Annotated in this window: 23 protein-coding genes; 15 read left to right on the top strand and 8 right to left on the bottom strand. The window is 70.4% G+C overall.

Annotated elements, in window-relative coordinates; genetic code table 11:
- Nucleotides 1-11: 11 nt before the first annotated feature.
- The 9 genes from T9R20_RS10140 (at nucleotide 12) to lnt (ending at nucleotide 9915) form a co-directional block, all read left to right on the top strand.
- Complete coding sequence (locus T9R20_RS10140) at nucleotides 12-698, top strand: HAD family phosphatase (RefSeq protein ID WP_322409195.1); 687 nt, start codon at nucleotides 12-14, stop codon at nucleotides 696-698.
- Nucleotides 695-1684: a tRNA (adenine-N1)-methyltransferase gene (locus T9R20_RS10135; RefSeq protein ID WP_322409194.1), complete on the top strand. Its 990-nt coding sequence runs from the start codon at nucleotides 695-697 to the stop codon at nucleotides 1682-1684. The genes T9R20_RS10140 and T9R20_RS10135 overlap by 4 nt, the downstream gene beginning before the upstream one ends.
- Before the next feature lie 9 nt (nucleotides 1685-1693).
- Nucleotides 1694-2650: an FKBP-type peptidyl-prolyl cis-trans isomerase gene (locus tag T9R20_RS10130; protein WP_322409193.1), complete on the top strand. Its 957-nt coding sequence runs from the start codon at nucleotides 1694-1696 to the stop codon at nucleotides 2648-2650.
- 47 nt (nucleotides 2651-2697) lie between these two features.
- Nucleotides 2698-3705 carry a helix-turn-helix transcriptional regulator gene (locus T9R20_RS10125; protein ID WP_322409192.1) on the top strand — a complete coding sequence of 336 codons (1008 nt, stop codon included), beginning with the start codon at nucleotides 2698-2700 and terminating at the stop codon, nucleotides 3703-3705.
- The gene (locus tag T9R20_RS10120; protein WP_322409191.1) at nucleotides 3702-4685 is read left to right on the top strand and encodes a WYL domain-containing protein; all 984 of its coding nucleotides are present in this window, start codon (nucleotides 3702-3704) and stop codon (nucleotides 4683-4685) included. The genes T9R20_RS10125 and T9R20_RS10120 overlap by 4 nt, the downstream gene beginning before the upstream one ends.
- Before the next feature lie 64 nt (nucleotides 4686-4749).
- Entirely contained in the window at nucleotides 4750-4998 is a 249-nt protein-coding gene (gene tatA / locus T9R20_RS10115) for a twin-arginine translocase TatA/TatE family subunit (RefSeq protein ID WP_322409190.1), read from the top strand.
- 63 nt (nucleotides 4999-5061) lie between these two features.
- Nucleotides 5062-5823 carry a twin-arginine translocase subunit TatC gene (tatC, locus tag T9R20_RS10110; protein ID WP_322409189.1) on the top strand — a complete coding sequence of 254 codons (762 nt, stop codon included), beginning with the start codon at nucleotides 5062-5064 and terminating at the stop codon, nucleotides 5821-5823.
- Nucleotides 5824-5842: 19 nt separating this feature from the next.
- Entirely contained in the window at nucleotides 5843-8317 is a 2475-nt protein-coding gene (locus T9R20_RS10105; RefSeq protein ID WP_322409188.1) for a DEAD/DEAH box helicase, read from the top strand.
- Entirely contained in the window at nucleotides 8314-9915 is a 1602-nt protein-coding gene (gene lnt / locus T9R20_RS10100) for an apolipoprotein N-acyltransferase (RefSeq protein WP_322409187.1), read from the top strand. Before T9R20_RS10105 ends, lnt begins: the two co-directional genes overlap by 4 nt.
- Here lnt and T9R20_RS10095 read toward each other — a convergent pair whose 3' ends face one another.
- The 4 genes from T9R20_RS10095 to T9R20_RS10080 all read right to left on the bottom strand — a co-directional run bounded on the left by T9R20_RS10095 (nucleotide 9916) and on the right by T9R20_RS10080 (nucleotide 12785).
- Complete coding sequence (locus T9R20_RS10095) at nucleotides 9916-10299, bottom strand: RNA polymerase-binding protein RbpA (RefSeq protein WP_124293134.1); 384 nt, start codon at nucleotides 10297-10299, stop codon at nucleotides 9916-9918.
- Between the two features lie 113 nt (nucleotides 10300-10412).
- Nucleotides 10413-11156 (bottom strand): glycerophosphodiester phosphodiesterase family protein, encoded by a 744-nt coding sequence (locus tag T9R20_RS10090; protein WP_322409186.1) that lies wholly within the window; start codon nucleotides 11154-11156, stop codon nucleotides 10413-10415.
- 40 nt (nucleotides 11157-11196) lie between these two features.
- The gene (locus T9R20_RS10085) at nucleotides 11197-12303 is read right to left on the bottom strand and encodes an SPFH domain-containing protein (protein ID WP_322409185.1); all 1107 of its coding nucleotides are present in this window, start codon (nucleotides 12301-12303) and stop codon (nucleotides 11197-11199) included.
- Entirely contained in the window at nucleotides 12300-12785 is a 486-nt protein-coding gene (locus T9R20_RS10080) for an NfeD family protein (protein WP_322409184.1), read from the bottom strand. Before T9R20_RS10080 ends, T9R20_RS10085 begins: the two co-directional genes overlap by 4 nt.
- 129 nt (nucleotides 12786-12914) lie before the next feature.
- On the opposite strand from T9R20_RS10080, the gene T9R20_RS10075 reads away from it, so the two are divergent.
- Nucleotides 12915-13679 carry an SDR family oxidoreductase gene (locus T9R20_RS10075; protein ID WP_322409183.1) on the top strand — a complete coding sequence of 255 codons (765 nt, stop codon included), beginning with the start codon at nucleotides 12915-12917 and terminating at the stop codon, nucleotides 13677-13679.
- A gap of 3 nt (nucleotides 13680-13682) precedes the next feature.
- Nucleotides 13683-15662 (top strand): S9 family peptidase, encoded by a 1980-nt coding sequence (locus T9R20_RS10070; RefSeq protein WP_322409182.1) that lies wholly within the window; start codon nucleotides 13683-13685, stop codon nucleotides 15660-15662.
- A gap of 30 nt (nucleotides 15663-15692) precedes the next feature.
- Here T9R20_RS10070 and T9R20_RS10065 read toward each other — a convergent pair whose 3' ends face one another.
- Both T9R20_RS10065 and T9R20_RS10060 read right to left on the bottom strand, forming a co-directional pair.
- The gene (locus T9R20_RS10065) at nucleotides 15693-16244 is read right to left on the bottom strand and encodes an HdeD family acid-resistance protein (RefSeq protein WP_322409181.1); all 552 of its coding nucleotides are present in this window, start codon (nucleotides 16242-16244) and stop codon (nucleotides 15693-15695) included.
- Between the two features lie 91 nt (nucleotides 16245-16335).
- Nucleotides 16336-17361 carry a sugar-transfer associated ATP-grasp domain-containing protein gene (locus tag T9R20_RS10060; protein ID WP_322409180.1) on the bottom strand — a complete coding sequence of 342 codons (1026 nt, stop codon included), beginning with the start codon at nucleotides 17359-17361 and terminating at the stop codon, nucleotides 16336-16338.
- A 48-nt stretch (nucleotides 17362-17409) separates the two neighbouring features.
- On the opposite strand from T9R20_RS10060, the gene T9R20_RS10055 reads away from it, so the two are divergent.
- Nucleotides 17410-18099 carry an alanine racemase C-terminal domain-containing protein gene (locus T9R20_RS10055; RefSeq protein WP_322409179.1) on the top strand — a complete coding sequence of 230 codons (690 nt, stop codon included), beginning with the start codon at nucleotides 17410-17412 and terminating at the stop codon, nucleotides 18097-18099.
- Complete coding sequence (locus T9R20_RS10050) at nucleotides 18096-19139, top strand: alanine racemase (RefSeq protein WP_322409178.1); 1044 nt, start codon at nucleotides 18096-18098, stop codon at nucleotides 19137-19139. The genes T9R20_RS10055 and T9R20_RS10050 overlap by 4 nt, the downstream gene beginning before the upstream one ends.
- Before the next feature lie 3 nt (nucleotides 19140-19142).
- Here the strand turns inward: T9R20_RS10050 and T9R20_RS10045 are convergent, their stop codons facing one another.
- Nucleotides 19143-19361: a hypothetical protein gene (locus T9R20_RS10045; protein ID WP_322409177.1), complete on the bottom strand. Its 219-nt coding sequence runs from the start codon at nucleotides 19359-19361 to the stop codon at nucleotides 19143-19145.
- 168 nt (nucleotides 19362-19529) lie between these two features.
- On the opposite strand from T9R20_RS10045, the gene T9R20_RS10040 reads away from it, so the two are divergent.
- The gene (locus T9R20_RS10040) at nucleotides 19530-21602 is read left to right on the top strand and encodes a DNA topoisomerase IV subunit B (RefSeq protein WP_322409176.1); all 2073 of its coding nucleotides are present in this window, start codon (nucleotides 19530-19532) and stop codon (nucleotides 21600-21602) included.
- A 9-nt stretch (nucleotides 21603-21611) separates the two neighbouring features.
- Here the strand turns inward: T9R20_RS10040 and T9R20_RS10035 are convergent, their stop codons facing one another.
- The gene (locus T9R20_RS10035) at nucleotides 21612-24065 is read right to left on the bottom strand and encodes a DNA topoisomerase IV subunit A (RefSeq protein ID WP_322409175.1); all 2454 of its coding nucleotides are present in this window, start codon (nucleotides 24063-24065) and stop codon (nucleotides 21612-21614) included.
- A gap of 60 nt (nucleotides 24066-24125) precedes the next feature.
- Here T9R20_RS10035 and T9R20_RS10030 point away from each other — a divergent pair, with 60 nt between their 5' ends.
- Nucleotides 24126-25250, top strand: a complete 1125-nt coding sequence (locus T9R20_RS10030) for an alkaline phosphatase family protein (protein WP_322409174.1) — start codon at nucleotides 24126-24128, stop codon at nucleotides 25248-25250.
- The last annotated feature ends 9 nt before the right edge of the window (nucleotides 25251-25259 follow it).

Below are 25259 nucleotides of genomic sequence, written 5' to 3'. Positions count from 1 at the left end.
AGCCTTGACCGGTGCATTCCCCCTCCCTCGCCGCCGTCCTCTGGGACATGGACGGCACACTGGTCGACACCGAGCCCTACTGGATGGCCGCCGAGACCCCGCTGGTCGAGAGCTTCGGGGGAACCTGGTCCCACGAGCAGGCGCTCGGCCTGGTGGGGCTCGGCCTGGAGGACTCGGCGCGCATCTTCCAGGATGCGGGTGTCCGCATGGGGGTCCGCGAGATCATCGACCACCTGACGGACGAGGTGATGCGACAGCTCGCCGTCACGGGCGTGCCGTTCCGCCCCGGTGCCAGAGAGCTGCTGCGCGATCTCAGGGACCGCGGCATCAAGACGGCGCTGGTGACGATGTCGATGCGGCGCATGGCCACCACTGTGGTGGACCTCATCGACTTCGACGCGTTCGACGTCGTCATCGCCGGCGACGACGCCACTCGTCCCAAGCCCTTCCCCGACCCCTACCTGCAGGCCTGCGAGGTCCTCGGCGTCGCCCCGTCCCAGACCGTCGCGATCGAGGACTCGCCCAATGGGCTCCGCTCGGCCGTCGCGTCGGGGGCCTCGGTGATCGGTGTGCCGCTCATGGTCTCGCTGGCCGGGGCCGGCGCGCACACGATCTGGGAGAGCCTGGAGGGGCGCACCGCGGCGGACGTGGAGGCCTTCCACGTTGCGCGACTGGCCCGAGGGGCGGCTCGCGCATGAGCGGTCGCTGGAGCGGGCCGTTCCGCGTCGGCGAGCGGGTGCAGCTGACCGGGCCGAAGGGGCGGCTGCACACGGTCACCCTGCGTGAGGACGGCCAGCTGCACACCCACCACGGGGTGCTCGCGCACCGCGACATCATCGGCATGCCCGACGGTTCCGTCGTCGTGGGAAGCGGGGGTCACGAGTATCTCGCCCTCCGACCGCTTCTGCGCGACTTCGTCATGTCGATGCCCCGGGGGGCGGCCATCGTCTACCCGAAGGATGCCGCGCAGATCGTCGCGGACGCCGACATCTTCCCCGGCGCGACCGTCGTCGAGGCCGGCGTCGGCTCCGGCGCGCTGGCGCTGTGGCTGCTCCGCGCGATCGGCCCGGAGGGGCGCCTGGTCTCCTTCGAGCGGCGCGAGGACTTCGCCGAGGTCGCGCGCGCGAACGTCGCCACCTTCCTGGGCGAGGAGCCGCCCGCCTGGCGGGTCGTCGTCGGCGATCTGGCCGAGGCTCTCCCCACCACTCTCGAGAACGGCACGGTCGATCGGGTCGTCCTCGACATGCTCGCTCCCTGGGACTGCATCGACGTCGTCGCCGACGCGCTCGTGCCCGGCGGTGTCGTCGTCTGCTACGTCGCGACGGCCACCCAGCTGAGCCGGGTCGCCGAGTACATCCGCGGCACGGGGCTCTTCACCGAGCCCGAGGCCAACGAGACGATGGTGCGCGGGTGGCACGTCGAGGGGCTCGCCGTCCGCCCCGATCACCGGATGGTCGCGCACACCGGGTTCCTGCTGACAGCCCGGCGCCTCGCTCCGGGTGCCGTGCTCCCCGAGCGCAAGCGCCGGGCGTCGAAGTCCAGCTACGGCGACGAGGACGTGGAGCTGTGGACGCCGGGGGCCGTGGGCGACCGCGAGATCACCGACAAGAATCTGCGCAAGCGGGTGCGCGAGGCGCAGCGCGCCGCCGACGCACGCACAGGGGGCACCCAGGGGTCCGCCTAAACTAGCCGGGTGCGAAAACTCCCCGCTCTGCTCGCCGTCGTCGGCCTGTCCGCGCTGACCCTGGTCGGATGCACCAGCGTCCCCGAGGCGGGATGCGACCGGCCCGCGTCATCCGGATCGTCTCTCGATGACCTCGTGACCGTGGATGGGGAGCCGGGAAGCGCTCCCGAGGTCGAGCTGTACACGCCGTTCCAGGTCCGCTCCACCGCGCACACCGACCTCGAGTCGGGGGGCGGAGCGGCGCTGACCGAGACCGAGCAGGCGGCCCTGCTGGACGTCACGATCGTCAGCGGCGAGACGGGCGAGGTGCTCATCCAGACCCCGTACGACGACGACATCGCCCGGGTGGCGCCGATGTCGCAGTGGTACACCCCGATCCCCGCGCTGGAAGACGCGCTGGAGTGCGCCACCGAAGGGTCGCGCGTGGTCGTGGGTCTCGCCCCCGGCGACATCCTGCCGGAGGCGGCGGCGAGCATCGGGCTCGGCGAGGACGAGTCGGCCGTCGCGGTCGTCGACGTGCGGAAGGCCTACCTCCCGCGGGCGGCAGGAGCGCTGCAGTTCAACGCCGGCTTCAACCTCCCCTCGGTCGTCCGAGCCGCCGACGGCACGCCCGGCGTGATCGTCCCGGACGCCGCACCCCCCGGCGACGTCGTCGTGGAGACGCTCATCCGCGGTGACGGCCCCGAGGTGACCGGCGACGTTCCGGTGCGCGTCGCCTACACCGGCGTGCTGTGGGACGACAAGACGGTGTTCGACTCGTCCTGGGGACAGGCGCCCGTCTCGTTCTCCCTCGAGGACGTCGTCCCCGGGTTCGCCGCGGGCCTGGAGGGTCAGACGGTCGGATCCCAGGTCATGATCGTCGTGCCGCCGGATCAGGGCTACGGAGATGCCGGCCAGGGGAGCATCCCGGGCGGGGCGACGCTGGTGTTCGTCGTGGACATCCTGGGACTCGACGAAGTCTCCTGACCTCCGCCCCTTCCGGACCGGGGCCTTCCGCGGCCTAGGATGAGGGGGTGCCGGCGAACACCCCTACGAAGAATCCGCCGGAGGAGCGCCTGGTCAATCTCGTGGTCGCCCTCATGGCCACGGAGCAGGGACTGACGAAGGACACCATCCTCCGGTCGGTTTCGGGCTATCGCGAGCACACCGAATCCGGGGCGTCGAAGGATGCGCTGGAGAAGATGTTCGAACGGGACAAGGAGAACCTCCGCGGTCTCGGCGTCCCGATCGAGACGATCGGTGATTTCGCCGATCCCGATGATCTGCGGGACGCACGGTACCGCGTCCCGAAGTCCGAGTACGCCCTCCCCGAGCACATCGTCTTCACCCCTGCCGAACTGGCGCTGCTGAATCTGGCCGGCGAGGTGTGGAGCGAGGGGTCGCTGTCGGCCGAGGCGCGCAGTGGCCTGCGCAAGATCCGCGCTCTCGGCATCGACGTCGACGAGCCGATCATCGGGTACTCGCCGCGCATCAGCGCGAGGGAGCCCTCGTTCCCCGTGCTGCAGCGCGCCATCGAGCAGAGCCGCGTGGTGACCTTCCCCTACCTGCGTCCCGGCGACGACAGCGAACGGCTGCGTCGCATCCGGCCCCTGGCGCTCCTCGAGTACGAGGCCCGGTGGCACGTCTTCGGTCACGATCTGAACCTCGACGCCGATCGCACCTTCCTGCTCAGCCGCATCGTCGGAGACGTCGCCGTCACCCGCGACACCTTCGACCCGGAGCTGCGCGACGGCGCGGGGGAGAGGGCGCTCGCCGAGCTCCACGCGCTCGCCGAGCGCCAGCTCGCCCACCTCGAGGTCGATCCCGGGACGGAGGCCGCGCTCCGCCTCGCCCGCCGTGGTCGTCCGGCCGGTCAGGGCATCCACGTGCCCTACGTCGACGCCCACGTCTTCGCCGACGAGCTCGCCTCCTACGGACCCGAGGTGCGGGTCGTCGCTCCGGACGCCCTCCGCGCGCTCGTCGTCGCCCGCCTCCGCGCAGCCCTCGACCGCCACGACGGAGCACCGGGGGTCTCGTCGTGAGCGCGCGTCGACCCCTCGTCGCCACCGATCGGGCCGCGCTCATCCTGCAGCTCGTGCCCTATCTGATCAGCAAGGGCGAGGTGTCGATCGTCGAGGCGGCCGCCGAGTTCGACGTCACCCCTGACGAGATGCGCGACATGGTGCAGAAGCTCACCGTCATCGGTCTTCCCGGCGAGCGAGGCTACTGGCAGATGGCGAACGACCTGTTCGACATCGACTGGGACCTCCTCGACACCCGCGACCTCATCGCCATCACCCACTCCGTCGGCCTCGAGCGCTCCCCGCGCCTGACGGCGCGCGAGGCCGCGGCGCTGCTGGCGGGACTCCAGCTCGCACGCGCCATACCGGGGGTCGGCGACAGTGCGATCTACAGCGGCCTGCTCGCCAAGCTCTCCCAGGGAGCCTCGGCCAAACCGGCCGATGTCATCGTCGCTCCCAGCCCCGTCGACGACGTGCGCGAGGCGGTGGCGATCGCCCTGCGCGAGCGGGTCGCCGTCACCTTCACCTACAAGGCGCCCGAATCCGCGCCGACTGCCCGCACGGTCGACCCGGTCAAGGTGCACATCGCCGACGGCCAGTGGTACCTCCAGGGATGGTGCCATCTGCGCCAGGCGATGCGCACGTTCCACCTCGACCGGGTGAGCGATCTGCGGATCACCGACATCCCGAGTACCCACAGCGAAGACGCCGCGCCGGGCTGGTTCGATCCGGCGGACGGCGGCGGCGAGGTCATCGTCGACGTCCGCTTCCGCGCATCGCTGGCGCCGCTCCTGGGCGACTATGTCGATCGCGCGACGGTCGTGCGCGACGGTGACGAGGCCGTGGCCACCCTGCGCGTCGCCGACGAGACGACTCTCCGCCGCCTCGCGGCGCGGCGCGGCGGGATCGTCGAGATCGTCGCGCCCGAGGGGGCTCGCCGCGCCGCGGCCGACTGGGCGCGTGCCGGCCTCGCCCAGTACACCGAACGCGCCGACCCGTGACCGGCCGGTCGGCGGGGACCGCGGGTTAGACTGGAACTCCTGACCCCTAGCGACGGAGCCCATCGTGTTCCAAAACCTCACCGGCTGGCACTTCCTCGTCGTGCTCCTGGTCATCCTGCTGCTGTTCGGGGCGGCCAAGCTCCCGGCTCTCGCCAAGAGCGTCGGTCAGTCCGCCCGCGTCTTCAAGGGCGAGATGAAGGCGATGAAGGAAGAGGATGTCCCTTCCGGCGACACATCGTCGCCGACGGCCTCTCCCACCTCGCCCGCCGCGTCACGTGACGCGTCCCCGGGCAGGTCGTCCGAAACCACCTGATCGGCCGTGGCTACGGCCGAACGCGCGCGCACCGACGACAGCGAGCCGCGGCGCGATCGTCGCATGTCGCTGGGAGCGCACATCCTCGAGCTCCGCAAGCGATTGATGATCGCCGTGCTGGCGCTCATCGTGGGGATGGTGGTCGCCTTCTTCATCACCGATCCGGTGATCCGCCTCATCACCCTGCCGATCCAGCAGGTGGCCGAGGTCAAGGGGGAGCAGGCCGCGGTCGAGCTGATGTTCACCACGGTGACCTCGGCCTTCGATCTGCGCCTGCGCATGTCCTTCGCGATCGGCCTCCTCCTCTCGGCGCCGATCTGGCTGTGGCAGATCTGGGCGTTCGTCATGCCCGGGCTCACCCGAAAAGAGGTCCGCTACACCGTCGGATTCGTCGCGTCGGCCGTTCCACTGTTCTTCGCCGGTGCCTACGTCGGGCTGCTGATCATGCCGCACATCGTGGAGCTGATGTCGACGTTCGTCCCCGAGGGGGCCGCCTCCTTCTTCGACGCGACCTACTACTACGACTTCGTCTTCAAGCTGCTGATCGTGGTCGGGATATCCTTCGTCCTCCCGGTCTTTCTCGTCGCGCTCAACATCGCCGGTGTCATGAGCGGACGCGCGATCCTCAAGGGCTGGCGGGTGGCGGTCCTCGTCGCGACGATCTTCGCCGCCCTCGCCACCCCCGCCGCCGACGTGGTGAGCATGCTCATGCTCGCCGGCATCCTCGTCGTCCTCTTCTTCGCCGCCGCAGGGCTCTCTCTGCTGTTCGACCACCGTCGCTCCCGCCGCGACGCCGCACTGCTGCCGCCCGGGGCGAGCGGATGACGCCGCCCGGGGCCCGCTGATGACGCGGCCGTCGCCGGCCGAGCGGTACGCCCGCGCGGCCGCGGCCTCCCGTGAGCAGCGTGGGCACCCGGTCACCACCGCCTTCGCCGCCTCGCGGCCGTTCGACCTCGATCCGTTCCAGATCGAGAGCTGCCGGGCGCTGGAGGAGGGGCGGAGCGTCCTCGTGGCCGCCCCGACCGGCGCGGGCAAGACGATCGTCGGGGAGTTCGCCATCCACCTCGCGATGCGCGAGCCCGACGACAAGGCGTTCTACACGACGCCGATGAAGGCCCTGTCCAACCAGAAGTACCGCGAGCTCGTCGACGAGTACGGTCCCGACGAGGTCGGCCTGCTGACCGGCGACACGAACATCAACGGCAACGCCCGCGTCGTGGTGATGACCACCGAGGTGCTGCGCAACATGCTGTACGCCGACTCCCCGGCGCTGCGGAGTCTGCGCTACGTCGTCATGGACGAGGTGCACTACCTCGCCGATCGCTTCCGGGGTGCGGTCTGGGAAGAGGTCATCATCCACCTCCCTCGGAGCGTGCGACTGGTCTCGCTGTCCGCGACGGTCTCGAACGCCGAGGAGTTCGGCGACTGGCTCGACACGGTCCGCGGCGACACCGAGGTCATCGTGTCAGAGACCCGGCCCGTCCCGCTTGAGCAGCACGTGCTCGTGCGCGGCGATCTCCTGCCGCTCTTCGACGACCGGGCGGGGGTGGCGACCGCCCAGGTCAACCAGGAGCTGATGCGGCTGCGCTCGTTCAAAGGCGCCGCCTTCGAGAACAACCGCCGGGCCCAGCAGGCGCGCAACGATCCAAACCGTCGTCGGCCGCCGCGCGGCGGGGTGCGACCGGTGCGGCCCTCCAACATGCGCAGCATCGAGCGCATCGACCGCCCCGACGTCGTGCACCTTCTCGAGCGCAGCAACCTGCTGCCGGCGATCTTCTTCATCTTCAGTCGCGCCGGCTGCGACGCTGCCGTGCAGCAGGTGCGGCGGGCCGGCCTCCGACTCACCAGCCGCGAGGAGCGCGACCTCATCCGCGAGATCGTCGCCGAGCGCACCCGCACCCTCGGTGACGAGGATCTCGCCGTGCTGGGGTTCTGGGAGTGGCGGGAGAACCTCGAGCGCGGTGTCGCCGCGCATCACGCCGGGCTCCTGCCTGCCTTCAAGGAGGTCGTGGAAGAGCTGTTCCAGCGCAAGCTGGTCAAGGCGGTCTTCGCCACCGAGACCCTGGCCCTCGGGATCAACATGCCCGCCCGCACCGTCGTGCTCGAGAAGCTCGAGAAGTTCAACGGCGAGGCGCGCGTGGCCATCACCGCCGGGGAGTACACGCAGCTCACGGGGCGTGCGGGGCGCCGCGGCATCGACGTCGAGGGTCACGCGGTCATCCAGTGGACCGAGCAGATGGATCCGCAGCAGGTCGCGGCCCTGGCGTCACGGCGCACCTATCCGCTGAACTCCAGCTTCCGCCCCACCTACAACATGGCCGTGAACCTGATCGATCAGTTCGGCAGGCCCCGGGCACGCGAGGTGCTGGAGTCCTCGTTCGCCCAGTTCCAGGCCGACCGCGCGGTGGTGGGTCTCGCGCGACAGGTGAAGGAGGCGGAGGAGTCGCTGGCCGGATATGCGACGGCGATGGCCTGCGATCGCGGCGATTTCGTGGAGTATGCGGGGATCCGCCGCGAACTGAGCGACCTGGAGAAGATCAATCGGAGGGATGCCACGGCGCCGCGTGGCCTGCGAGAGAGCCGGCAACGTCAGCTCGCCTCCCTCCGCAAGCGCGTGCAGCGTCACCCCTGCCATTCCTGCCCGGACCGCGAGAGTCACGCCCGGTGGGGGGAGCGCTATCACCGCCTGGATCGGGACGTGCAGCGGATGCGCCGTCAGATCGACAGCCGCACCGGCACGGTCGCCCGGGTGTTCGACCGCGTCGTCGACGTGCTCAGCGCCCTCGATTACGTCGAGATCGACCCGTCCGGCGACACCCGCCTCACCGCCGAGGGGCGCCGCATGAGGCGCATCTACGGCGAGCGCGACCTGCTCGTCGCGGAGTCGCTCCGCCTCCACCTGTGGGACCGGCTGGATGCCGCGTCGTTGGCGGCCCTTGCCTGCTGCCTCGTCTTCGAGCCGCGCCGCGAGGACGGCCGAGAGAACGCCCTGCCGCGGGGCGCCTTCCGGCCGGTCTTCGCCGAGACGCTCACGCTGTGGCAGCGTCTGGACGACCTCGAGCGGGAGCACCACCTGCCGGGATCGGAGCCCCCCTCCGGTGGCCTCGCCCTGGCGATGCACACCTGGGCGCGCGGGGGCATGCTCGACCGGGTGCTCGATGAGGCCGACATGGCCGCCGGCGACTTCGTGCGCTGGGCGAAGCAGACGATCGACCTGCTCGATCAGCTCTCGATCGTCGCCGACACCGAGGTGGGACGGACCGCGCGCTCGGCGCTGGATGCGGTGCGGCGCGGGATCGTCGCGCACTCGTCGGTATGAGCGCCGCGCCTGCGGCGCGCGTGGCGCAGGGGCCGCTCCTCCCGCTGTGGGCGGCCGCGCTCACCGCCGCCGTCGCCGGACCTGTTCTCGACCTCGCCTTCCCCGACGTGGGGTGGTGGCCGTTCGCCTTCGTCGGCGTGGCGTTCGCCCTCGTGTCCCTCATCGGCCGGAGCATCGGCGGCGCTGTCTTCGTCGGCTTCGTCTTCGGCGCCTCGTTCTCCCTCATCCACATCATCTGGATCACCCGGTACCTCGGGCCGATCCCCTGGCTGGCGCTGTCGGGGCTGGAGGCGATCCTCATGGCCGTCGGAGCCGTGCCGATCGCCCTCGCCTACCGTTGGCTGCCGCGGGCGATGCCCGGGACCCTGTCACGGCTGATCGTGCTCCCGATCCTCGTCGCGGGGCTGTGGACCGCTCGTGAGCTGTTCATGGGGTCCTGGCCGTACACGGGGTTCCCCTGGGCGCGGATCGGGATGAGCCAGTCCGAGAGTCCTCTCGCCGACATCGCGTCGTGGACGGGTGTCGCGGGGTTGACGTTCCTGATGGTCGCCGCCACGGCCGCGGTCGTCGAATGGCTGCGGCTCGGCCGCATCCGCGACCTCCGCACCGCGCTCCCCGCCACCGTCGCCGTCGTGCTGCTCATCGCGGTCCCCGCCTTCCCCACGACCCCGTCGGGAGATCTCCGCGTGGGAGCGGTGCAGGGCAACGGCCCGTCGGCGTACTTCGACGAACGCACGCAGTACGCGATCCTGAACGCCCAGCTCGAGGCGACCGCCCCGCTGGCGGGAGAGGATCTCGACCTGCTCGTGTGGCCCGAGGGCGGGATCGACTACGACCCGTTGCAGGACGCCACCACCGCGGCGACCCTCGACGCCCTCGCCGAGGAGTTCGAGGCACCGCTGCTCGTCAATGCTGCGACCGACCGGGGCGCGCAGACGTTCAACACGTCGATGCTGTGGGAGGCGGGGTCGGAGAACCCGGTGGCGTTCCACGATAAGCGGAACCCGGTCCCCATGGGGGAGTACGTCCCCGACCGCTGGTTCTTCGAACGCATCGTCCCCGACCTCGTGGGACTCATCCAGCGGGAGTACACGCCCGGCGACAATCCACCCTTCATCGACGTCGACGGCGTGGGGGTCGGGTTGGCCATCTGCTTCGACGTGATCTACGACGCCGTCATCTGGGAAGGGGCCCGCGACGGAGCGGAGTTCTACGTCTTCCAGACGAATAACGCCGATTTCCGCGACACCGACGAGAACCTGCAGCAGCTCGCGTTCGCGCGGATGCGGGCGATCGAGACCGGGCGTTCGGTGGTCAATCTGTCCACCGTGGGAACCAGCCAGGTGATCGGTCCGGATGGCGCGACCATCGACAGCCTCCCGGCGGGTACGGCCGGGCATCTGCTCGAGGATGTCCCGCTGCGCACGGGGCTCACGCCTGCGGTCATGATCGGCCCGGCGGTGCAGGTGCTCCTCGGGTGGGGCAGTCTTCTGGCCCTCGCCGGGGTCGGCATCCTCCTGCGGGTCCGGGGGCGGCGCACACAGACGAAGACGCCGGCCTGCGAGGAGACCGGCGTCGACAGGGACGTCAGTGCCTGATCAGGCGCTGAGCTTGCCCTTCGAGGTGTCGTCTGCCGCGCCGCGGCGGGCGCGGACGAAAGCCAGACGCTCCTCCAGAAGCTCTTCGAGCTCGGGGATCGTACGGCGCTCGAGAAGCATGTCCCAGTGAGTACGGGGTGCCTTCTCGTCGCTGTGATCGACGGTCGCGGTTCCCTCGCCGATGCGGAGCAGGGCCTCGGAGCCGCAGGTGCGGCACTCCCAGGCCTGGGGGACTTCGGCGTCGGCCGCGAAGGTCAACGTGGTGTCACGTCCACAGGACGTGCAGGAATAGATGTGCTGTACGCGTTCATGGAACACGACGCCCTCTTCGCTCTGTAGGCTCTGGGCGCCGAGTCGGATGCCGCGAAGACTGCGGTCTGCCATTGTGTGGTCCTTCCGTCGCTGATCAGGTATAACGCCCTCGCCTGGGCGGATCATCCGAAGCCCGGGGCCCTGAGCGGCTTTCACAGCCGATGCTCAGGCCCTTCGGCCGGCGATCAGGAGGCGCGTCGAGCCGTGAGCGGGAGCGCGACGTCGGCGCGATCGGTCACGAGCCCGTCCACGCCCAGGTCCAGGAGTCGATGCATGTCGGCCGGGTCGTTCACCGTCCACACGTGCACCTCGACGCCATGACGGTGCGCATCCTCGATGAAGCGGGGGGTGACGATCGGCACACGTCCCCGTCGCTCCGGCACCTGCAGGGCGTCCACGTCGGAGAGGAGGCGGGCGACGGTGCGTCGCGCCCGGAGCCCGGACGCGAGGAGCAGTCGGGTGATGGTCCCGGTGCCGGCCGAGGTGGCCGGTCGCATGGGCGCGCCGGCATCCGCAGCGGCCTGCAGCGCGGCGCGGCGGCGGTCGTCGGAGAAGCTCGTGAGGAGCACGCGCTCGGCGTGCGGTGCGACGCGGCGCCCCACTGGCCCGGCCGCGGCGGCCGCCTTGACGTCCAGATTGAACCGCACCGTCGGGAAGGACTCCAGGGCCTGGGTGAGGGTCAGCAGGCCTCCGAGGCCGGCCATCAGCTCGGACAGTTCGGCGATGGTCACCTCGGCGACCGCGCGCGGATCCCCCGCGACGCGCTGCAGGTCGTCGTCATGGAAGAGCACCACCTCGCCGTCGCGGGTGAGGTGGCAGTCGGACTCGACGTAGGTCGCCCCCGCGGCGTGAGCCGCGGCCACCGCGGCGAACGAGTTCTCGACGAGATCCGTGGACTCTTCGGGGACCAGACCGCGGTGGGCCAGCACGCGCGGCGTCTCCGACGCCTGGAACCACGGGTGCTTCGGGTCAGGCAGAGCCGGCCCCGCCTTCGGCCGGGGCGGCGTCGTCGGAGCGGATCGCCCCCGGTGTCGTGGACCGGGCCTCGTTGGCGATCGCGTCCGCATCCGACGCGGCTTCGCGCGCGGCCGCCACGGCCGCATCCGACGCCGCGGAGTACTCGGCACGACGCGCGGCCGTCGTAGGCCGCTTCGGAGAGCCGGTCGCCGACCCGCCCTCGTCGCGGCCGCCCAGCGCATTCCCGATGCCCTTGAGCGCCTCGGTCAACTCGCTCGGGATGATCCACAGCTTGTTGGACGGGCTCTCGCTGATCTTCGGCAGGGTCTGCAGATACTGGTACGCCAGCAGCTTGTCGTCGGGCTCGCCGGCGTGGATGGCACCGAACACCATCTCGATGGCTTCGGCCTCACCCTGCGCGCGGAGCACCGCCGCCTGCTTGTCGCCTTCGGCGCGCAGGATCTCGGCCTGGCGCCGGCCCTCGGCTTCGAGGATCTGGGACTGCTTGGTGCCCTCGGCCGTGAGGATCGCCGCGCGGCGGTCGCGTTCGGCGCGCATCTGCTTCTCCATCGAGTCCTGGATGGAGGTCGGCGGATCGATGGCCTTCAGCTCGACCCGCGAGACGCGCAGACCCCACTTGCCGGTCGCCTCGTCGAGCACCACGCGGAGCTGGCCGTTGATGTTGTCACGGCTGGTGAGCGCCTCTTCGAGGTTGAGCCCGCCGACGACGTTGCGCAGCGTCGTCGTGGTCAACTGCTCCACCGCACTGAGGTAGTTCGCGATCTCGTACGTCGCCGCCCGCGCATCGTTGACCTGGAAGTACACCACGGTGTCGATGGAGACCACGAGGTTGTCCTCTGTGATCACTGGCTGCGGCGGGAACGACACCACCTGCTCGCGCATGTCCACGAGCGGTCGCAGACGATCGACGAACGGCACGAGGAGGTTAAGACCCGGTTGGAGGGTGCGCTGGTACCGGCCGAGGCGCTCGACGATGCCTGCGTAGGCCTGCGGGATGATCCGGATCGATCGGAACAGCACGACGACGACGAAGATCGCCAGGACGACGAGCAGGACGATGATGAAGATCTGACCGATGAATGCGCCGAGGTCGATCACGGGGTGCTTCCTTCCGCTGACGGGGTGGTGGCGGGACTCACTTCGACGGTGGCGCCGAGGACGCGGTCGACGGTGACGCGGATGCCGACACCGGGGGAGTCCGCCCCGGGCGCCAGGCGCGCCGTCCAGGTCTCGCCGTTGTCCAGGCGCACCGAGCCGCCTTCGCCATCGACGAAAGCGGCCACGACGCGTCCGCCCATGCCGTAGAGGGCATCGACGTTGGTCCTCGCCGGTTCGCCGCGATGGAGCAGTCGTAGCAGGAGGGGACGGATGGTGAACAGGAGCAGCCCCGAGATCGCCGCAGCCGCTGCGATCTGCAGCCACCACGGTCCACCCAGCAGGTTGACGCCGAGGCCGCCGATGACGCTCCCCGCCGCGAGCATGAGGAAGGTGAACTCGAGCGTGAGCAGCTCGATGATGATGAAGATGCCCGCGAACACCAGCCACGCGATCCAGAGATATTGCGTGAGATCCGGCAGCATCGCGGCTCCTCCTCGGCCTTGACGGCCACCCTAACACCGCAGTCCGACGCATCGGCGTTGATAGGGTTCAGGGGGCCGGAGGGCCCTGCCGCGGCATCCCGCGGTGCGTCATCACAGGAGTCGCCTCACATGTCTCAGACCCTTGCTTCCGGATCGCTGGCGGGGAAGACCGCCCTGGTCACCGGATCCTCCCGCGGGATCGGCGCCGACACCGTCCGCTTCCTCGCCGAAGCGGGAGCCGACGTCGTCATCAACTACCGCAATAAGGCCCCGCGCGCCGAGAAGCTCGCCACCCAGCTGCGCGAGCTCGGCGTGCGGGTGCTGGTGGTCGGGGCCGATCTGACCGACCCCGCCTCGGTGCAGGCGATGTTCGCCGAGGTCGAGCGCGAGTTCGGTCGGCTCGACGTCCTCGTACTGAACGCGTCGGGCGGCATGGAGGCCGGCATGGCGGAGGACTATGCGCTCCGCCTCAATCGTGACGCCCAGGTGTCGGTGCTCGAGACCGCCATCCCGCTCCTCGGTGACGGAGCCCGCGTCGTCTTCGTCACCAGCCACCAGGCCCACTTCATCCGCACGACGCCGACGATGCCCGAGTACGAGCAGGTCGCGCTGTCCAAGCGCGCCGGCGAGGACGCCCTGCGGGAGCGCATCCCGATGCTCGCCGAGCGCGGCGTGGACTTCGTCGTCGTTTCGGGCGACATGATCGAGGGCACCATCACCGCCACGCTCCTCGAGCGCGCGAACCCCGGGGCCATCGCCTCGCGACGCGACTCGGCGGGGCGGCTGTACAACGTGTCGGAATTCGCCGCCGAGGTGGCGCGGGCCGCCGTTGATCCGATCCCCGAGGGCAACACCCGGCTGGTGGGTGACACCGCTTCCTTCGCGGGGGCGTGAGCCATGAGCCCCACCGACATCCAGAAGCTCCTCGGCGTCGGGCGGCCCGCACTCTCGTCGGACGGCGAATTCGTGGTCTTCTCCGTCAGTCGCCCCGACGTCCCTGCCAACAGGACGGTCGGCCAGCTGTGGCGGATCGATCTGCCAGACGGCGCTCCGCGCCGCATGACGCGAGGAGTCCTCGACACCTCGCCCGTGCTCTCTCCCGACGACACCCGCCTGGCCTTCCTCCGCCCCGACGCGAAGGGACGCGCGCAGGCCTTCGTGGTCGCGGCGGGCGGCGGCGATCCGGTGCAGGCCACCGATGCTCCGCTGGGCGTCGGTGAGGTCGTGTGGACCGCCGACGGACGCTCACTGGCCTACACCGCGCGGATGCCCGAGCAGGGGCGCTACGGCACGGTCGAAGGACTGGATGCCGCCGCTGAGGCGCCGCGACGGATCACCGGCATCCGCTGGAACGCCAACGGTCTCGGCTACCTCGCCGATCGTCCGGCGCAGATCTTCGTGATCCCGGCGCCCGAGGTCGACAGCGAGCCGTTCTACGAGCCCGCGCCCGCGGTGCAGGGCGGCGATCAGGCGCCGACGCGACGCGCGGTCGCCGCGACCGCGCGTGCACTGACCGAGGGCGAGCTCAGCTGGTCGACGCTCGCGATCGCGGGAGAAGAGGTCCTCGCCGTTCCCGATCGCATCGAGACCGATCGCCGAGACCTGCGCACCCCCGTCGTCGCGCATCGCCTCGACGGTGCGGGGCGCCGCGACGTGCTGGGAACCGACGCGAACCTCTCCGTGTCGGGCCTCGCTGTCGCGGACGACGGCACGGTGGTCGCTCTGGCCTCCGATGTGGGGGCGACGGGAACGGACTTCGTCGCTCCCGGTACGGCGCTGTATGTGATCGGCGAGGGAGAGGCGCGAATCCTCACCGACCCCGAGACCGTCGACCTCGGCGAGGTCGGAAGCCACGTCACGCCGGCCGGCGATGCCTTCCTCGTGCAGGACCGGCGTCGCGGACGGGTCCGGCTTGTCCGCGTCTCACGCGACGGATCGGCCACCGAGGTCGTCGGCGGCGACCGTGAAGTGCTCGGCCACGCGGCATCCGGATCCGTCGTGGTCGCCGCCGTCGCCACCCCCGAGTCGTTCGGCGAGCTCGTCCTCGCCGGGCCCGGGGAGCCTCGGGTGCTGACCGCCTTCGGCGCGTCGGCGGCCGCGACGGGGATCGTGACGCCGCGCGAGCTGACCGTCCGCGGTCGCGACGGCTACCCCGTGCACGGCTGGGTCGCCCGGCCCGACGGGGACGGGCCGTTCCCCGTCGTCCTCCAGATCCACGGCGGACCCTATGCCAGCTACGGCATCCATCTCTTCGACGAGACCCAGGTCCTCGTCGACGCGGGGTACGCCGTGGTCTACTGCAACCCGCGGGGATCGGCCGGCTACGGACGGGCGCACGGGCGTGCCATCCGTCAGGCGATGGGCACGGTCGACCATCACGACGTCATCGACTTCCTCGACGGCGCTCTCGAGTCCGACGCCGCCCTCGATTCCGGCCGGCTGGGCATCATGGGGGGATCGTACGGCGGCTACCTCACCGCATGGATCATCGCGCACGACCACCGCTTCCGTGCGGCCATCGTCGAGCGCGGCTTCCTCGAGCCGATCTCCTTCCAAGGGACCAGCGACATCGGCTCGTTCTTCGGCGACGAGTACGTCGGCGCCGATCGCGAGCTCATCGCCGCGCAGAGTCCGATGGAGGTCGCCGGGCAGGTGCGGACGCCGACGCTCGTGATGCACGCCGAGGCCGATCATCGCTGTCCGCTCGAGCAGGCGACACGGTACTACTCCGCTCTCACCCGGGCGGGGGTGCCGAGCGAGATGCTCGTCTTCCCCGGCGAGAACCACGAGCTCACCCGCAGCGGCCAGCCCCGCCACCGGGTCGAGCGCTTCGACGCCGTGATCGAGTGGTGGGCGCGCCACCTGCCGGTCGGCTGAGCGGACGACCGCCGGGGTCCTGGGCGCGCGTCAGGCGCGACCGAAGCGGAGGGCGCGGACGATCTGGATGATCCCGAGGATCACCAGCGAGATGCCGAAGAACAGCCAGACGATGAGGGCGCCCCAGATGGGGGCGAACATCACCACGACACCGGCGACGATGCTGATGATCGCGAAGAAGATCGTCCAGCCCTTCGACGACGTGTCCGAGAGGGTGGACAGCGAGACGATCCCTTCGACCACCCAGGTGATGCCGATCATCAGTCCGACGAGGAGAAGCAGGACGCTCGCGGCGCTGGCGATGTTGGCGATGGCGACGATGCCGGCGATGACGAACAGCACGCCGAGCACGATGTAGCCGATCCGCGACCAGCCGCCCCGCTCGCGCGAGAACGCCCCGAGGCCGATGTAGATCAGCCCTGCGATGATCGCGTAGACGGCGAGGATCCAGGTGATGACGCTGAAGGTCTTCTCGGGCCATATGAGGATCAGCAGACCGAAGATGAGCGCGATCGCGCCGACGACGCCGAGGGCGACCCGGACGGTGTTGGTGAGGGACTTCTCCCCGGTACCGGTGGACATGACCGAACCCTTTCTGAGCGTTTCCTGAGAGACTGCGCTCTCACTGTAGCCCTGGGCCGGGTTCGAGGGAACGGCGACAGGCCGTCGCGCGTCAGGCCAGTCCGGTCGCGGCCAGATAACGGGCCTTGTGGCCGGTGCGGATGCCGGTCACGCTCGGCTTGTTCTCGTAGACGCCGGCGCCCCAGTTCCCCTCGACGAGCACCGGACCGCCGGGGGTCACCACGATGTCCCATCCGACGTACTGCACCTGCGGGACGACGCGAGCGACGCGGTCGACGAAGGCGACCACCTCGGCCATCATCGGCAGCTGGAAGTCGGCGATGGGGAAGCCGGAATCGGGGTGGGTGATGTGCACGTGGCCGTGCGAGTCGTATCCGGGGCCGACGGCGCGACCGTCGTCGTCGAGCATCGTGTAGAAGCCGCCGAACGACATCTGATCGCTGACGGCGCCGCGGCCGAACTTCTGCGCGATCGCGAGGATGTGGGTGCGCTCACCGTCGAAGAAGGCCGTCACCCGCGTGGTGTTGACCGTTCCCGGGCAGACGGCCGCGAGATCGGCGTGCTGCACGATGACCTCTTCGATGAGCAGCTCGCCGCGATCGAGGAGGCCCCCGTGGAAGTCCGTCCAATCGGTGATGTCGGCGGCGTGGTAGCGATGCACACCGGTCCCCGCCTGTCCGATCGGCTCCTTGGTGACAATGGTGCCGTGTCGCTCGGCGAAGGCGCGGACCTCGTCGGCGTTGCCTGGTTCGACGACCATCCACTCGCGTTGGAGGTGCTCGGAGAAGGCGCGGTCGAACGCGATCTTGTCCTGGAACAGGTGGCGGTAGCCGGGGTGGTCGAAGCGCTGGGACAGCTGATTGGAGAACGGGTGGGTCATGAAGGTCGCCCGTTCCCGGCGGGTGAGGATCGCGAAGTCGTAGTCGATGTAGTCCTGGAAGCCGACCTGACGCAAGCCCGCGGAGTAGAGCATGTCGACCACGACCGCCGGCGTCCACTTGCCGTGCTGCGCTGCGGCTTCCCTCGCCCGCTCCCACACCGATCCCACGTCGATCCGGCGTGCGCGGTAAGCGAGGTAGCGGAGGCGGGAGGAGAGGCCGAGACCGGTCGAGGGCATGGGGACTTTCGAGTCGGGGACGACGGACCCGGATAGTCTAAAGGGGTGATGTCGGTGGATCCTCTGCGTCCGACGGCGCACGACGTCTCGGAGTACAGCGGGGCCCACGACCACCGGCCGGTCGCCCTCATCCGTCGGTCCGCTCTCGCGGCGAACCTCGAGACCGCTCACGATGCCGGGCTCGTCACCGTGGACCCCGAGGTGCTCGAGGCAGACGGGTGGGGGCACGGCGAGGCGGAGGTCCGCCGAGCGGTCTCGGAGGCGGGCCTCGGGTGGGCGACGTCTGATGTCGACGCGGTCGACGGTGCGCACCTATTCGGCCTGCCCGGATCCCGAGGGGTGCCGGCCATGGCGTTCCGGGGCCGGGTGGTCAGTACCAAGCGGGTGCTGGCGGGAGAGGGCGTCTCGTACGGCTACACCTTCCGCGCCGCAGCGGACACGACGGTCGCCCTCGTCTCCGGCGGGTATGCGCAGGGAGTGGTCCGCGCTCTCGGCAACCGCGTGGCCGTCCGGATCGCGGGCCGGAACGCACCCGTCATCGGACGGGTGGCCATGGATGTGTGCGTCGTCGATCTCGGGTCGACGGGCCGCGCCGAACCGGGTGACCGGGCCCACTTTTTCGGAGATCCCGAAAGCGACGAGCCGTCGCTGGACACGTGGACGGCGGCGACCGGGCTCACCGCCGGCGAGATCGTCGCCATCGTCGGCGCCCGGGCTCGTCGGGTGGCATCGGGATGAGCGGGTCGGCGCTCGAGGTGGATCTCGATCGGCTCGCCGACAACCTTCGCCGGGTGCACGAGGCGGTGTCGCCGGCCGAGGTCATGCTCGTGGTGAAGAACGACGCCTACGGACACGGGCTCGATGCGGTGGTGGCCAGAGCACGCCGGGAGGGCGTCGGCTGGTTCGGCGCCTTCGACGTCATCACCGGGGCTCGCGTGCGCGACCTCGTCGGCCCGGAGCCCCGGGTGTTCATCTGGACCGCGGAGAACGAGGCCCAGGCGTCGCTGGCGGTCGACCTGGACATCGATATCGGGGTGGGCGATCTCCGGCTCTTCACCGCTCTCACGGGCATCCGGGGCGGCCGAACGGCACGCGTGCACCTGAAGATCGACACGGGACTGCGCCGCAACGGGGTCCGCCCCGAGGACTGGTCCGACCTGGTCGCACGGGCCGTCGCCGCCGAGGACGCGGGCGTCCTCAGCGTCGAGGGGATCTGGAGCCACATCGCCGAGGCGTCCGATGACGAGGACGATCGTGCGCGAGCGCGCTTCGAACGGGCGCTCGCGATCGCCGCGGACGCCGGCCTGCGGCCGCGTTGGCGGCACCTGTCGGCCAGCGCCGCGTCGTTCGCCCGGCCCGAGTTCCGCTACGACCTCGTCCGGGTCGGTGCCTTCGCCTACGGCATCCGTCCGGCCGGCGGTCCGGAGGAGGCCGCCCTGGGCGTTCGGCCGGTGGCGCGCTGGACGGCACCCGTCACCGAGGTGGGAGCGGACACGGTCCGCATCGGCGTGGGGTCCCGCGACGGTCTGTTCAGCACGCTGGTGGGATGCACGGTCGGGACGCCCGCCGGTCCTCGACGGGTGACGGCGATCACGGGATCGCGTGTCGAGGTCACCCGGTGGGACGGTGCGGCGGTGGGGGACCGAGTGACCGTGTTCGGCGCAGCCGAAGACGGAGCGACCGCGACCTCGCTCGCCGAATCGATCGGAACGATCGGCGAGGAGATCGCGGTCAGGGTCTCTCCGCTGGTGCCCCGTCGTTATCGGGGGATGCGGTGACGATCAGTCGTCGTTGCTGAGGCGCGCGGTCTCGTCGTGCCACGACGTGGAGACGGCACGAAGCTTCTCTTCGTACTTGCGGCCGTGGTGTGCGCAGAACAGCAGCTCGCTGCCGTTCACCTCGGCGGCGATGTAGGCCTGAGCTCCGCAGGAATCGCAGCGGTCCGCCGCGGTCAGGCGGTATTCGAGGACGGCCGTCTCAGAGGGTGTCGAAAGTGTCATCGCGGTGCCTCCTCGGGAATGTGACTCTCGGCGTGGTCTCCACATACAACCACGGCATTGTTACGGTCATGCCGCGATCCGATGACCGTTCGCTGAGCGCGTACGGCGAGCCCCGCCCGCCGTGTCTGTGCAAGGCCGGGACGGAACCCCCGGTTAGCCTTGGAGATTGTGACCGCCGCTGAGTACTCCGCCCACCACCTCCAGGTGCTCGAGGGACTCGAGGCCGTCCGCAAGCGTCCGGGCATGTACATCGGGTCGACCGATGCCCGCGGTCTCATGCACTGCCTGTGGGAGATCATCGACAACGCCGTCGACGAAGCACTGGGCGGTCACGGCGACCGCATCGATGTCGTCCTCCACGATGACGGCAGCGTCGAGGTGCGCGACCGCGCCCGCGGCATTCCCGTGGACGTCGAGCCTCGCACCGGCCTCACGGGGGTAGAGGTCGTCTTCACGAAGCTGCATGCGGGCGGCAAGTTCGGCGGCGGATCCTACGCGGCATCCGGGGGTCTGCACGGCGTGGGGGCGTCGGTGGTCAACGCCCTGTCCGAACGCCTCGACGTCGAGGTCGACCGCGGCGGCAAGACCTACGCCATGTCGTTCCATCGCGGCGAGCCCGGTGTGTTCGCCGGTCCCGGCCCGGACGCGCCGTTCACCCCCTTCGAAGACAGCAGCGAGCTGCGCGTGGTCGGGAGGGCGGCGCGCGGCGCGACGGGCACGCGTATCCGGTACTGGGCCGACCGCCAGATCTTCACCAGGGACGCGGCGTTCTCGTTGGAGGAGCTCGAGCAGCGGGTGCGCCAGACGGCCTTCCTCGTGCCCGGCCTGCAGATCGTCGTGCGCGACGAGCGCGCCGGTGAGCCGGTCGAGACGGCCTATCGCTTCGAAGGCGGCATCTCCGAGTTCGTGGAGTTCCTGGCCCCTGACGCCGGTGTCACCGATGTATGGCGCCTGACGGGCGAGGGCGTCTTCACCGAGACCGTGCCCGTGCTGCAGCCCACGGGCGCGATGATCCCCACCGAGGTGGAGCGCACCTGCGAGGTCGACATCGCCCTGCGGTGGGGAACGGGCTACGACACCGTCGCACGCTCCTTCGTCAACATCATCGCCACCCCGAAGGGCGGCACGCACCAGCAGGGCTTCGAGCAGGGGCTCATGAAGGTGCTGCGTGCACAGGTGGAGCAGAACGCACGACGGCTCAAGGTCGGCAACGACAAGCTCGAGAAGGATGACATCCTCGCCGGCCTCACCACGGTGATGACGGTCCGGCTGCCCGAGCCCCAGTTCGAGGGTCAGACCAAGGAGGTGCTGGGCACCCCGGCGGTCCGGCAGATCGTGACGCAGGTCGTCACCCGGGAGCTCGCGGCGAAATTCTCCTCATCGAAGCGCGACGACAAGGCGCAGACCTCGCTGCTGCTGGACAAGGTCGTCTCCGAGATGAAGGCGCGCATCTCGGCGCGGACGCACAAAGAGACGCAGCGCCGGAAGAACGCGCTCGAATCATCCTCCCTGCCTGCCAAGCTGGCCGACTGCCGGACGAACGACGTCGCGGAGTCGGAGCTGTTCATCGTCGAGGGCGACTCGGCGCTGGGCACGGCCAAGCTGGCGCGCAACAGCGAGTACCAGGCGCTGCTCCCCATCCGCGGCAAGATCCTGAACGTGCAGAAGGCGTCCATCAGCGACATGCTCTCCAACGCCGAGTGCGCCTCGATCATCCAGGTCATCGGGGCGGGCTCGGGGCGTTCGTTCGACCTCGACGCGGCCCGCTACGGCAAGGTCATCCTGATGAGCGATGCGGACGTCGACGGCGCGCACATCCGCACCCTCCTGCTGACGCTGTTCTTCCGCTACATGCGGCCTCTCGTCGAGGCCGGCCGGGTTTTCGCGGCGGTGCCGCCCCTGCACCGGGTGATCGTGATGAACCCGGGCACGAAGCCGAACGAGACCATCTACACCTTCAGCGAGCAGGAGCTGCACGCCCTCCTCACCAAGCTCACCAAGGCGGGCAAGCGCTGGCAGGAGCCGGTGCAGCGCTACAAGGGACTCGGCGAGATGGATGCCGATCAGCTCGCGACCACGACGATGGACCGCGGTGGACGCACCCTCCGCCGTGTGCGCGTCCAGGACGCCGAGGTGGCATCGAGCATCTTCGAGCTGCTGATGGGCACCGATGTCGCGCCCCGTCGCGAGTTCATCGTGGACTCCAGCGACCGACTGTCGCGCGAGCGCATCGACGCCTGATCGGCGTCCTCAGCGTACGACCGTCCCGAGCCCTCCGACGACCCCGTCGAGCGGGGTTCCCGACGCGTCGCGTCGCGCTCCCGGTGCCGGCAGCTGACGGACGGCCCCGTCGACCCCGACGGCGCGCGGTTCGGACCCGACCCACACCAGCGTGAGACTGTCTTCGCCTTTGAGGAAGCGGTGCGCCCGCACGCCACCCGTGCCGCGCCCCTTGGCGGGGTACTCGGTGAAGGCCGAGACCTTGGCGCTTCCGGCATCGGTCCCGGGCAGGGCCGACGCCGACCCGGCGACGGTGACTACGACGGCGTCGAAGGCCGAGCCGCCGACGACGAAGAAGCCGATCGCCTCGACGCCGGGCGTGAGGCGGATGCCGGCCATCCCGCCGGCCGCACGCCCCTGGGGCCGGACCGACGACGCGTCGAAGCGGAGGAGCTGCGCGTCTGCGGCGATGAAGACCAGCTCGGCGCCGTCGGGGGCGGGAGCCGCCCCGATCACGCGGTCGCCGTCCTTGAGGGAGATGATCGTGACGTCGTGCTTGCCGGCGAGCTCCGAGGCGGCCACCCGCTTGACGACGCCCTGCGCGGTGCCGACGGCGATCGGCGGGTCGGCGGCGAGCGGCACGAGGGCGACGACGTGTTCGCCGCCGGTGAGGCCGAGGTACTGGTCGGCCCGGCTCCCCGCCGACAGCTGGACGGAGTTGCCCGGAACCGAAGGCAGGTCCACCGGCGAGAACCGGATGAGGCGTCCGGTGGTGGTGACCGCCCCGACGTCCCCGCGCGTGGTCGTGTCGACCGCGGACCGCAGCGCGTCATGCTTCGAGCGTCGCGACGGGGTGACGATACCCCCGCCCGGCGCATCCGGCGTCCGCTCGGCGCGCACCATCCGCCCGGTCGCCGAGAGGAAGACGCGGCACGGCGCGTCGGCGATCTGGAGGTCGATCGGCCCGGCCGACTTCGAGGACCGGGCGGTGACCGGCCCGCCGTTCAGCAGCAGCGTCCGGCGCGGGGTGCCGAGCGCCTCGGCGGTGTCGTCGAGTTCTCTCGCCACCTGGGCGCGGATGAGCGCGGGGTCGCCCAGCAGCTCCACGAGGGCGTCGATCTCGGCCTTCAGGGCGTCGCGCTCGGCTTCCAGCTCGATGCGTGAGAACTTCGTCAGTCGCCGCAACCGCAGTTCGAGGATGTACTCGGCCTGCACCTGGGTGAGGTCGAAGACGTCCATGAGGCGGCCGCGCGCCTGCTCGCCGTCATCGGAGGTGCGGATCACCTGGATGACCTCGTCGATGTCGAGGATGGCGATCAGAAGACCCTCGACGAGGTGCAGACGCTCGCGACGCCGCGCGAGCCGGTACTCGCTCCGCCGCGTGATCACACGGATGCGGTGGTCGAGGTAGACCCGAAGCATCTCGCGCAGTCCGAGGGTCTGGGGCTGCCCGTCGACGAGGGCGACGTTGTTGATGCCGAAGGAGTCCTCCAGCGGCGTGAGGCGGTAGAGCTGCTCGAGCACGGCGTTCGGGTCGAAGCCGGTCTTCACGCCGATGACGAGGCGAAGGCCCTTGGTCCGGTCGCTGAGGTCGGTGACGTCGGCGATGCCGGTGAGCTTCTTGCTCGTCACGGCGTCCTTGATCTTCTCGATCACCCGCTCCGGGCCGACGAGGTAGGGCAGCTCGGTCACGACGAGACCGGTGCGGCGCGGGCCGAGGCTCTCGACCGAGACCTTCGCTCGGGTCCGGAACGATCCGCGTCCAGCGGTGTAGGCATCGCGGATCCCGTCGAGTCCGACGATGATGCCGCCCGAGGGCAGGTCGGGGCCGGGGACGAACTCCATCAGCTCGTCGAGGGTGGCCTCGGGGTTGTGCAGCAGGTGCACCGCGGCGGCGACGACCTCGATGAGATTGTGCGGGGCCATGTTGGTGGCCATTCCCACCGCGATGCCCGACGCGCCGTTGACGAGCAGATTGGGGAACGCCGCCGGGAGGACCTCCGGCTGCTGGAACTGGCCGTCGTAGTTGGGGATGAAGTCGACGACGTCTTCGTCGAGGTCGGCGGTCATCGCCAGCGCCGGGGGAGCGAGGCGCGCCTCGGTGTATCGCGGGGCTGCCGGACCGTCGTCGAGCGAGCCGAAGTTCCCGTGACCGTCGACGAGGGGCACCCGGAGCGAGAACGGCTGGGCGAGCCGCACGAGCGCGTCGTAGATGGGGGCATCGCCGTGGGGGTGGAGCTTTCCCATCACCTCGCCGACGACCCGGGCGCTCTTGACGTGCCCGCGATCGGGACGCAGCCCCATGTCGGCCATCTGGTAGAGGATCCGGCGCTGCACGGGCTTCAGGCCGTCGCGGGCGTCGGGGAGGGCGCGGGAGTAGATGACGGAGTAGGCGTACTCCAGGAACGACCCCTGCATCTCGACGGAGACGTCGACGTCCTCGATGCGTTCGGTGGGCGTGGTGTCAGCAGGTGATGCGGGCATGGCGATGGGGTTCCAAGACGGAGCGGGGAGCCGCCGGCGGGGTGTGCCAGACTGGCCCGGGTGAGCGTCAGCCTACCGTCGGACCCGCCGGCAGCCCGGCGCCTCACCGGCGTCGTGCCGGAGTTGATCGCCGCCCTGAGCGGGACCTCCGACTGGTTCGCGCCCGCGCGCAGCGCCATCGTGTGCGTGGTCGACGGACTGGGGGCGCACAACCTACGGGCCCGCGCGGGGCACGCCCGGTACCTGACCGCGGCGATGTCGAAGCGGGATGTCGCGCGCACCGTGTTCCCCTCCACCACCGCGGCCGCACTGTCGAGCCTGCTGACCGGGACGGAGCCGGGCGTGCACGGGATCGTCGGATACCGCGCTCTGGTCCCCGACACCGGCGAGGTGCTCAACCAGCTGCGCGGCTGGGACACCCACGGTCTGCCGGTGAGCTGGCAGCGCTCCACCCCCCTGTTCGCGCGGGAGGCCGACAGCGGTCGGCCGACGTTCTTCGTCTCCAAGCCCGAGTACACCGGAACGGGGTTCACCGAGGCGACCCTTCGCGGCGCGACGGCGGTGCCCGCGGAGGACTTCCCGGACCGCGTCGACATCGCCGTCGACCTCGTGGCTCGGCATCCGGGGGCTCTGGTCTACCTCTACACACCCGAGCTCGACGGCATCGGCCACCGCCGCGGCTGGGAGTCCGACGAGTGGACGGTCGGCCTCGAAGAGGTCGACGCCGCGCTCGCCCACCTCGGCGGATCGCTGCCGAAGGATGCGGGGGCGATCGTCACCGCCGACCACGGCATGATCGATGTCCCGCGGCACCGACATCGCCTGCTCGTCGAGGGCAGTCCGCTTCTCGAGGGTGTGTCCCAGATCGGCGGAGAGCCGCGGATGCTGCACCTGTACGTCGATCCGGGGATGGTCGACGATGCGGCTGAGGCGTGGCGCGCGGCCGAATCCGGGCACGCCTGGATCCTCACGAGAGACGAGGCGGTCGACGCGGGCCTGTTCGGCGACGTCGACACCGCGGTCCGCCCGCGAATCGGTGACGTCCTCGTCGCGGCGCGCGGGTCGTCGGCCTACTACGACGACCGCGACGCCGAACGCACGGGCCAGCAGATGATCGGACAGCACGGCTCCCTCACCGAGGCGGAGCGGATCGTCCCGCTCATCCGCCTCGGCGCGTTCGCCTGAGCGGCGTCG

The sequence above is a fragment of the Microbacterium invictum genome (assembly GCF_034421375.1).
Lineage (GTDB): Bacteria > Actinomycetota > Actinomycetes > Actinomycetales > Microbacteriaceae > Microbacterium > Microbacterium invictum_A.
Note: the sequence above shows the minus strand (reverse complement) of the source record. Positions and strands in the feature narration are given on the sequence as shown.